At 53.7% G+C, this 8,810-nt stretch carries 7 protein-coding genes; 2 read left to right on the forward strand and 5 right to left on the reverse strand.

What is annotated here, in order from left to right:
* Nucleotides 1–1,673: response regulator (locus A9165_RS15855; RefSeq protein WP_218060749.1), on the forward strand; the 1,673-nt coding region annotated here is incomplete at its 5' end.
* Between the two features lie 15 nt (nt 1,674–1,688).
* On the opposite strand, the gene metE is transcribed toward A9165_RS15855, so the two are convergent.
* Nucleotides 1,689–3,965 (reverse strand): 5-methyltetrahydropteroyltriglutamate--homocysteine S-methyltransferase, encoded by a 2,277-nt coding sequence (metE, locus tag A9165_RS15860; RefSeq protein ID WP_065956607.1) that lies wholly within the window; start codon nt 3,963–3,965, stop codon nt 1,689–1,691.
* A 106-nt stretch (nt 3,966–4,071) separates the two neighbouring features.
* Between metE and A9165_RS15865 the strand changes: the two genes are divergently transcribed.
* Nucleotides 4,072–4,989, forward strand: coding sequence for a LysR family transcriptional regulator (locus tag A9165_RS15865; protein ID WP_008951608.1), 918 nt, complete (start codon nt 4,072–4,074; stop codon nt 4,987–4,989).
* Here A9165_RS15865 and A9165_RS15870 read toward each other — a convergent pair.
* The 4 genes from A9165_RS15870 to A9165_RS15885 all read right to left on the reverse strand — a co-directional run bounded on the left by A9165_RS15870 (nt 4,928) and on the right by A9165_RS15885 (nt 8,762).
* A complete protein-coding gene (locus A9165_RS15870) occupies nt 4,928–6,025 on the reverse strand; it encodes a winged helix-turn-helix domain-containing protein (protein ID WP_008951607.1) in 1,098 nt (365 codons plus the stop codon). The genes A9165_RS15865 and A9165_RS15870 overlap by 62 nt on opposite strands.
* Before the next feature lie 35 nt (nt 6,026–6,060).
* Nucleotides 6,061–6,618 (reverse strand): hypothetical protein, encoded by a 558-nt coding sequence (locus tag A9165_RS15875; RefSeq protein WP_008607756.1) that lies wholly within the window; start codon nt 6,616–6,618, stop codon nt 6,061–6,063.
* Between the two features lie 103 nt (nt 6,619–6,721).
* Nucleotides 6,722–7,771: a hypothetical protein gene (locus A9165_RS15880; protein ID WP_008607755.1), complete on the reverse strand. Its 1,050-nt coding sequence runs from the start codon at nt 7,769–7,771 to the stop codon at nt 6,722–6,724.
* Nucleotides 7,772–7,832: 61 nt separating this feature from the next.
* Complete coding sequence (locus tag A9165_RS15885; RefSeq protein ID WP_008951604.1) at nt 7,833–8,762, reverse strand: AEC family transporter; 930 nt, start codon at nt 8,760–8,762, stop codon at nt 7,833–7,835.
* Nucleotides 8,763–8,810 lie beyond the last annotated feature (48 nt).

Below are 8,810 nucleotides of genomic sequence, written 5' to 3' on the forward strand. Positions count from 1 at the left end.
AGCAATTTGTGGGGATCCCTCAGAGTGGACACAGTGTTATGGATCCGGATTTTCTTGCACTCAGAAGAGTGCTGTTAGTAGATGATTGTGCACCGGTTCGGGCCAGTATCAAAGGCATGTTACAACAAATAGGCTTTAAATTAATTTATCAGGCTAAGGATGCCATTGAGGCCATTAGCATTTGTGAACAACATGCGCTGGATTTTATCCTGTGCGATTTTAATTTGGGTGATTGTCAGGACGGTTACCAACTCTTTGAAACCTTAAAAAGCCGCCAATTATTGCACAGCATGTGCTGCTTCGTGATTATCAGCGCCGAAAGTCAGCGCCAAATCGTGCATGGGGTTATCGAACTGCAACCGGATGACTACATTCTAAAGCCTTTTACCTTTCCCGTATTGAAAGAGCGTATGGTCAAGGTAATGAAGGAAAAAATGGCACTGCGCAAAATTTTTCAGGCATCGCAGGATGGCGACCTTGCCGAAGCCTGCCGTCAGGCCGATGCCATTATCCGTCAGCAAAACGAAGTTCAGTTACAAGCAGAGCGGTTAAAAGGCGAGCTCTTGCTGCAGGCTGGTGATTATCAGCAGGCGGAAATTTATTACCAGCAGTTAGTTAACCAGCGTAAGCCCGTCTGGAGCAAGCTAGGGTTAGCCATTAGTATTCTGCAACAGCAGCGTTTTGATGAAGCAGAGCGACTACTTAGCGAGCTTACCGAACATGACGAAACAGCGGTAGAGTCACGTGACTATCTGGCACAATTGTATTTTCGGCGCGGCAATTTGAAGCGCGCCTTTGACATTCTGCAATATGTAACCCAGCTCTCACCGAAAAATATTCCCCGCCAGAAAACCATGGCCAATCTCGCGCTACTTTGCCATGACTTCGCCGCCGCGGCGCGGATCTTTCACAAAATTGCCGGTCTGGCCCGCCACTCGATGCATGATTCAGCACAAAATTACCTGAATCATGCCCGCTGTATTATTGATAACGCCAATCAGCAAGCACCGATTGACCGGGCCAATGCGTTGGGGCATGTCGGTAAATTGCTGGATAGTCTGGTAAAACGCTTTAGCCCGGAACTGATTGCCTTTGATTTACAGATTTTACAGGTCAGGCTGCTTTGCGCTAAAGGTAAACTTGCAGAGGCCAAGCAATTATTAGCTAAGTACCAACAACTTACGGAGCAAGAGCACCATCCCGAAACCTGTTTGGATGCCGCCAAAGCCTATTTTGAAACGGGTGATATTTATGGCTGCCAATTTTACGTTAGCCAGCTTCGAAAACAGTTGGATAAGGCCAATTTTTTAACCGACAGCCAACGGTTATTGCTTAATACCGAACAACGCCGTTATGAAGCCCTCTACCAGCAGCTAAAACAGCTGATCCAGCAGGCTACGGAAGCCTACCAACAACAGGAATATGGCAAGGCGGTACTGATATTCAGTCGGGCCAGCAAGGAGATGCCGACTAACCCTGCGCTGGCACTAAGCCTGTTGCAGGCGATGACCAAATGTAGCGGCGTCAGTGCTGATACCCTGCCGGTAGCCCGCAACGCGCTCTCCCTGCTGCAAAGTGCCCCCCTTGAGCAACGGGTACAGGAACGCTTTAAGCAATATCAGCAGATACTGAGCAAACAGTATTCGCAACTACAAAATACGCAGCGGGGATAACCCCGCTGCTTTATGCTAGTAGGCCTGGCGCAACTGCTGTGCGGCCGCCACCATATTCTTCAGTGCCGGCAATACCTCACTCCACTGCCGGGTTTTCAAACCACAGTCCGGATTGACCCACAACCGCTGTGCCGGGATCTGCTGCGCCGCCTTTTGCATCAGCTTAACCATCTGCGCTGTGGTGGGGGTATTGGGCGAGTGAATATCATAAACACCGGGTCCGATTTGATTCGGATAGGCAAAGTGCTCAAAGGCGCGCAGTAACTCCATATCGGAACGTGACGTTTCTATTGTAATCACATCGGCATCCAGCGCCGCGATCTCAGCGATAATGTCGTTAAACTCGGAGTAACACATATGGGTATGGATTTGCGTACTGTCAGCCACACCGTTGGCACAGAGTTTAAAGGCAAACACCGCCCAGTCCAGATACTGTTGCCACTCGCTTTGCCGTAGTGGCAAACCTTCACGCAGTGCGGCTTCATCAATCTGGATGATCCCGACACCAGCGGCTTCCAGATCCTTAACTTCCTGCCGGATCGCCAGTGCTAACTGCAGACAGGTTTGCTGCCGCGGCTGATCATCGCGCACAAAAGACCAGTTCAACATGGTAACAGGCCCGGTTAACATCCCTTTCATCGGTTTAGTGGTCAGCGACTGGGCATATTGGGTCCAGGCCACTGTCATCGGCTGGGGCCGGCTGATATCGCCATAAATAATAGGGGGTTTGACGCAGCGCGAACCGTAAGATTGCACCCAGCCATGCTGGCTAAAGGCAAAGCCCGATAACTGCTCACCAAAGTACTCCACCATATCGTTGCGCTCTGCCTCGCCATGCACCAGCACATCCAACCCCAGTTGTTCCTGCTGCGCCACCGCATGAGCAATTTCCGTTTGCATCTGATCCCGATATTGCGCCGGCGAGATAGTGCCTTTTTTCAGTGCCAGCCGCGCCTGACGAATGGCCGTCGTTTGCGGGAAAGAACCAATAGTCGTTGTAGGGTACAGTGGCAGGGCAAAACGTGCCGCTTGCTGTTGCGCCCTTACCGGATAAGGACTTTGCCGCTGTGCCTGCTCAGGCCGGATCTGCTGTAGCGCCTGCTGCACCGCCGGATTATGCACCAGCGCAGACTGACGGCGACTGGCGATCGCCGCCGCATTGTCAATTAACGCTTCTGCCACCAGCAACCGCCCCTGGTTAAGCGCCAGCCCCAGGATCTGCAACTCCTGCAACTTCTGTTTGGCAAAGGCTAACCAGTTTTTCAGCTCTGGTAGCAGTTTCTGCTCGCTGTCCAGATCTACCGGTACATGCAACAAAGAACAGGAAGGCGCCAGCCACAACCGATCCCCCAGCAAAGCCGCAATCGGCTCCAGCCAGTCGAGTACTGCTGTCAGATCGGTTTTCCAGATATTACGGCCATCGATCACGCCCAGTGATAACACCTGTTGCGGCGCCAACCCCTGTAACACCTGCTGCACCTCAGCGCGGCCCCGCACTGCATCCAGATGGATGCCGGCAACAGGTAACGCCTGCAATAAGGGTAAATTGGCTCCCAGCTGGCCAAAATAGCTGGCCAGCAGCAGCTTAACCGGCACCTCTGCCAGCAGACTATAGGCGCTAACAAAAGCCAGTTGCCACGGCTCACTAAGCTCTGTTGCCAGTATCGGCTCATCCAGCTGGATCCATTCGGCCCCGGCTTGCTGCAGTGTCTGCAATAACTGCTGATATACCGGCAGTAGCCGTGGCAGCAGCGCCAGGGGCTCAGACTGATCTTTGGCCTTACATAGCCACAGATAGGTTAAGGGGCCAATCAACACCGGTTTGGCCTGAACGCCCTGAGCCTTCGCTTCGCGAAATTGCTGTAACAGCCGGCTGCTTTGTAACGAAAACTCGGTCTGGGCGGTCACTTCCGGCACGATATAGTGATAGTTGGTATCAAACCACTTGGTCATTTCGCCGGCATGAATACAGCTGCACGCACTGTCCTGTGCCGAGCGGCCGCGTGCCAGCCGGAAATAATTGTCCAGCTCACTGCCGGCTAAGTGCTGCAGCCGGGCCGGGATATTACCAAGCGTAAAACTTAAATCCAGCACCTGATCATACAGCGAAAAATCGCCAACCGGCAGCCAGTCCAGACCTTGTTGCAGTTGCCAGTTTTGCGCTCTTAGCTGTGCTGCGGTCTGCTCCAGCTCACTCTCGCTGCTCTGGCCCTGCCAGTACGCTTCCAGCGCCTTTTTTAATTCCCGTTTGCGGCCAATCCGCGGAAAACCCAGGTTGTGTAATATTGCCATCGTGCCCTCCTTTTATATCCATCTGGATGGCTAAACATTAACAACTTTATTTAATGAACAAAAATGGTATATTTTCATAAACCAATGAAATTAGATCATAAATATCATGATAGAACGGATCCATCTGGCAATTCTGCGCGAATTAGCCCGCCAGGGCTCGGTGACAGCCGCCGCCACGGCACTGCATCTGACGCAATCGGCACTGAGCCACAGCATTAAAAAACTGGAACAGCAGGCGGGTACCGCGCTGTGGGATAAGGATGGTCGTTCGGTGCGGCTAACTCAGGCCGGCAGCTATCTGCTAAGCCAGGCCGAACGTTTACTGCCACAGTTTGAACGGCTAGAGCAAAAGCTGCAGCAGTTTGCCAGCAATGAGGCCGGTACCCTGCATATCGGCATGGAGTGCCATCCCTGCTACCAGTGGTTGCTGCAGGTTGTAAAACCCTTTCTGGCGGCAGCGCCGGGGATGGATATCGATGTGAGGCAACAGTTTCAATTCGGTGGCATGGCAGCGTTGTTTAATCAGGAGATCGATCTGTTAATCACCCCGGATCCGATCCGCAAAGCGGCTATCGAGTTTGAAGCCGTATTCCCTTATGAGTTAGTGCTGGTGGTCAGCAAGCAGCATCCGCTTAGCCAGCAACAGCAGGTGAGCGCAGCGCAGCTTAGCAAGGAGCGGCTGTTAACCTATCCGGTAGAGCTAAGCCGGCTGGATATTTTTCAGCAGTTTTTACTGCCGGCACAATGTCTGCCCAGACAGCATAAAACTCTGGAAGATACTGATATTATTCTGCAAATGGTGGCAGCCGATCGCGGTGTCACCGCCCTGCCCGACTGGCTGGCCCGTCAGTACGCCAGCAAACTGCCACTGAGTTTACTCAGATTGGGCGAGCGCGGTATCCAAAAACATATCTATGTCGGCTGTCGCCAGCAAGAACGGCAAAACACGCCCATTGCTACCTTTATTCAACTGGCGAAAGGCGCTGTTGCGCCCGTTGCAACCCCAGTGCCAGACCCGCGCTAAAGAGCCCGGCTTCGAGCATGGCGCTAAGATGGAGCCAGCCGTTGCCAAGGCCGATGCGGGCAAAACCCTCTGGCAGTAAGATTTTACCCAGCGTTGCCTGAGGAAATTCCGCCGCCAGTTGCGCCAGACTGCCGGCCAGTAAGACGCCGCCGCTAAGGCTAATCAACAGTCCGGCCAGCATACCGGGCAGCAGCGCAAAACCTAAACGGTAAAAGTGTGGTTGTCGACGCAGCAACAGCACAGTTGTTGCCACAGCAAGGCCAATCAGCAAACCTTCGGTAGCTCCGGTCAACTGCGCCGGGCTGCGGCCAAAAAACAGGATCAGCATATCTTTGAGTAGCACACTGACAAAGGCGCCAACCAACAAACCTGCCAGCGACCCGGCCAACAGGGTCCAGAGCGGTTGCTGCGACCGCCATAGCTGTGCGGCGCTGATAGCGGCGGCAATCGCAGCGCCGGCCACTAACGCCAGCAAGGTCGTAACACTTAACAGCACCAGCAAAAATGACATGGCCTGACTGCCGCTGTTCAGGGCTTGCAGCGCCGCCAGCAAACCATACAGCATGCCACCGGTTAAGCCGGCCACAGCTGCACCGGCCACACCATAACCGATACTGAACCAGAGGTGTTGTCGCTGCCGCTCGCGCTGAGTTTCGTTAGCAACCGGCCCTGCCGTCGGGGTTAAGCTTGCGCCAACGCCTACTTGCGAATTGCCATCCTCCCGGCTGACCGCCGCAATAAAGCGGTAACCATGTTTGGGAACCGTTTCAATAAAGCGCGGCGCAGTGGCATTGTCGCCCAGTACCCGGCGCAAAGTCCGGATACACTGTGTCAGGGCCTCATCACTTACCACCAGTCCCGGCCAGACTTGCTCGAAGAACTGCTGTTTGCTAACCAGTTCGCCGGCATGGTGCAGCAACAGCAGCAAGGCATCCAGATAGCGACTGTTTAGCTCCTGTCGCTGCCCGTGATAATACAGCTGCCGCTGTGCCGGGTTCAGCTGAAAACCTGCAAAAGAATAACACTCTGCCGCCATAGGGCTGACTCACTCCATACTTTCAACCAAGGGTATTATGCCTCAGAACCCGGCCGCTCCGGGTCAGAATTTCGTAGTAATCCCGCCGCCAGTAACCAGAGTAAAGCAAAAGCCGTATTGATCACTGGTGCCGCCCCTAAATCCGCCACTTGAATCACCAGCTCAACACCCAGCTGCAGCGCAGCACTAAGGTATAACACCTTGCTCATACCCCGTGCTCGAAACCTGACCCACAGTGCGCCCAGCGCTGTCACGGCCAACACCACCAGATACAATAAGTTCGCCGGGTTATCTTCACTGCCAATAATGCCGACAGCCAGATTAATCCAGATCAGCAGTAAAGAGGTGAGCACGACTAAAGCCCAACCGGCACGCCCGGCCAGATTGTTGCCCACCCGACAGCCCAGCTCAATCAGCAAGGCGGTGCCTCCAAGCAGTACGCCGGCAACCACGAAGTCGGAGCCGGTCCAGTTCACTTCGCTGCTAAACTGCATGGCGAGCAGCGGCAGTAACAATAATCCCAGCACGCTACTCCATAGTGCCAGACGCCAGGGATTAAACCAGAATAACGAGGGTTTCTTTAACGTTTGCATCAGATGCTCCTTGATTAATTAGCGCGCCTATCATCAGGCTAAGGCGCGCTAAAAACATGAGCAAAGGATGAGGAAGGGCTGATGTTTTGCGGTATCAGTTAAATCAGTCCGCTGCGAGCGATGCAGCGGGCACTGGCACCTGGCCGGCCGAGACTAACTGCTGGCGGCTTTGTTCCAGACGTTCGAGTCTCGACAGGTATTGCGCACAGGGTACCTTGGAAGCGCGGTTCAACATCTTACCTACCGGGTTATACGCCCAGTGATACCAAGGAGCAATAGCTTGTTGCCCGCCGGCTTCACAGCTTAGCAGCAGTGCCCGCTCATTACTGCTGGCCTGCGCTTGATAAAGCGGTTTAAGTAGCGTTACGCCTAAGCGTTGCAACAGCTTTAATTCGCTGCTTTCATTTAACCCTTTTGCAATTAGCTGCTCAGACAGCTGCCACTCGCCGGCCAGGGCCAGCTCCAGGCTCAGTTCAGCCGGACTAAAGGGTTGCTGCCAGATCGCAGGTCGCGGACGCTCGCCATCAGTCAGAGATTGGTTGATCGCGCTGGCAAATAGAAAATGCTGCTCAATGGCGGCGACGCTGATCATCTTTGATACCAGATAACGATTTTGTGGTAACAACTTGCGCCAGAATTGCAGATCGGCCGCCAGTAACTGCTGTGCCAGCTCGCTATCCCCCTGGCGTGCTGCCAGATACGCCTGTAGCAACTGCAACCGCTGGCCATTTAATAACGGTTGATAGGCAGGTAAGTCATTACTAACCAGCAGCGGTTCCTGCCAATGCTCGGTGGCAAGCCACTGTTGATAGGCCGCTAACAGCTGTTGCTGTTGCGCCAACAGTTGCTGCAACGTTTCCGTTTCCGCCTGAAGTAGCGACTGACATCCGGCTTGATAGCAATCACTAAATAATTGCTGCAACTCGGGGATAGCGGCGGAGCCCAACTGCGCCAGCTGTGTAGTATAAAGCTGATAGCCATTGTTGCTAACCGGCTTTAGCGTCAACTGGCGTTTCAGATCCAGCGCGCGTTCTGACGCTGCCTCATCCTGCCAGTTGACCGTCAATAACAGCAGGTAGCAGGTCACAGCAACTGCCACCAAGCCGCCCAGACATTTGCCAAGGAATTTCGCTAACGTGGTAACTAATGACATCCGTATCTCCTTAATTATTTTTATTTTTCTACCTTAAAGTAAAGAGCTTTATATTACCAGTTTAGTGCGGATAAATTTTAAACAACAGTAACAACCACAGCGGCAGACTAATGCAGCCGAGCATAGTGGACTGGGCGATAAGGGTCGCCACCGGTTGGCGCTCAGCACCATACACCGAGGCCAGCACATGCGCCGCTGAGGCTGTTGGTAAGGCCGCAAATAATACCAGTACCAGTGCCGGGCCGGCTGGTACTGCTGCCAGATAACAGATCAGCAGCATCAGCGCCGGCATCAACAATAGCTTAATCGTATTTAAAGCCAGCTGAAAACGGTCAAGCCGCCATAATGCTTGCCATTGCATAGCGGCACCTATAGACAACAGCGCCAATGGCAGCGCGGCCTGCGCCAGTTTCTGCAATGCCAGCAGCAGCTGTTCAGGCAGGGAAACCGCCAATACTGAACATAGCAAACCGGCCAGACTAGCCAATAAAAAAGGATTGCTGACCACCAGCTTCAAAGTTTTTACCAGCCCCATGCCCTGCCCGCGCGATAGCGCAGACACCGCTAGGATATTTGCAACCGGTACTGCCAGACCTATCGCAATCGACATCAGTGCCCGATACTCAACTGGCAGCGCCTGGACCATCACCATCGCCAGCGCCGTATTAAAGCGCCAGGCGGTTTGCCACAATGCAGCAAAACCCAGGAACCGGGCCGGCCCCCAGGCGCGCACCAGCCAGCCGAGCAGACAGGCAAACAACATAATACCCCAGATCCCGGGAGCCAGAATCATTAAATCCCGGCTAGCAGGAGGGGCACCAAGGGCACTGATGAAAATCAGCGCCGGAAACAACAAATAGAAATTCAGGGTATCCAACGCCTGCCAGCCGGCCGGCGGTAACACCTTACGCAATGCCGTGCCACCCAGTAGCAATAAAAAATCCGGCAACAAGGCCAACAACACCATCCCCACCTCACTTATCCACAGCACTCCGGTACCGGTCTGACCACTTTTTCCACAGCACTATATGAACGCCTC

It is taken from the genome of Alishewanella sp. HH-ZS (assembly GCF_001704375.1).
Lineage (GTDB): Bacteria > Pseudomonadota > Gammaproteobacteria > Enterobacterales > Alteromonadaceae > Alishewanella > Alishewanella aestuarii.

Bases quoted from the DNA above. Each gene is read 5' to 3' on its own strand.
- A9165_RS15870 (WP_008951607.1), bottom strand. From the start codon at position 6,025: ATGGCGGCAGAGTGTTATTCTTTTGCAGGTTTTCAGCTGAACCCGGCA.
- A9165_RS15865 (WP_008951608.1), top strand. From the start codon at position 4,072: ATGATAGAACGGATCCATCTGGCAATTCTGCGCGAATTAGCCCGCCAG.
- A9165_RS15880 (WP_008607755.1), bottom strand. From the start codon at position 7,771: ATGTCATTAGTTACCACGTTAGCGAAATTCCTTGGCAAATGTCTGGGC.
- metE (WP_065956607.1), bottom strand. From the start codon at position 3,965: ATGGCAATATTACACAACCTGGGTTTTCCGCGGATTGGCCGCAAACGG.
- A9165_RS15875 (WP_008607756.1), bottom strand. From the start codon at position 6,618: ATGCAAACGTTAAAGAAACCCTCGTTATTCTGGTTTAATCCCTGGCGT.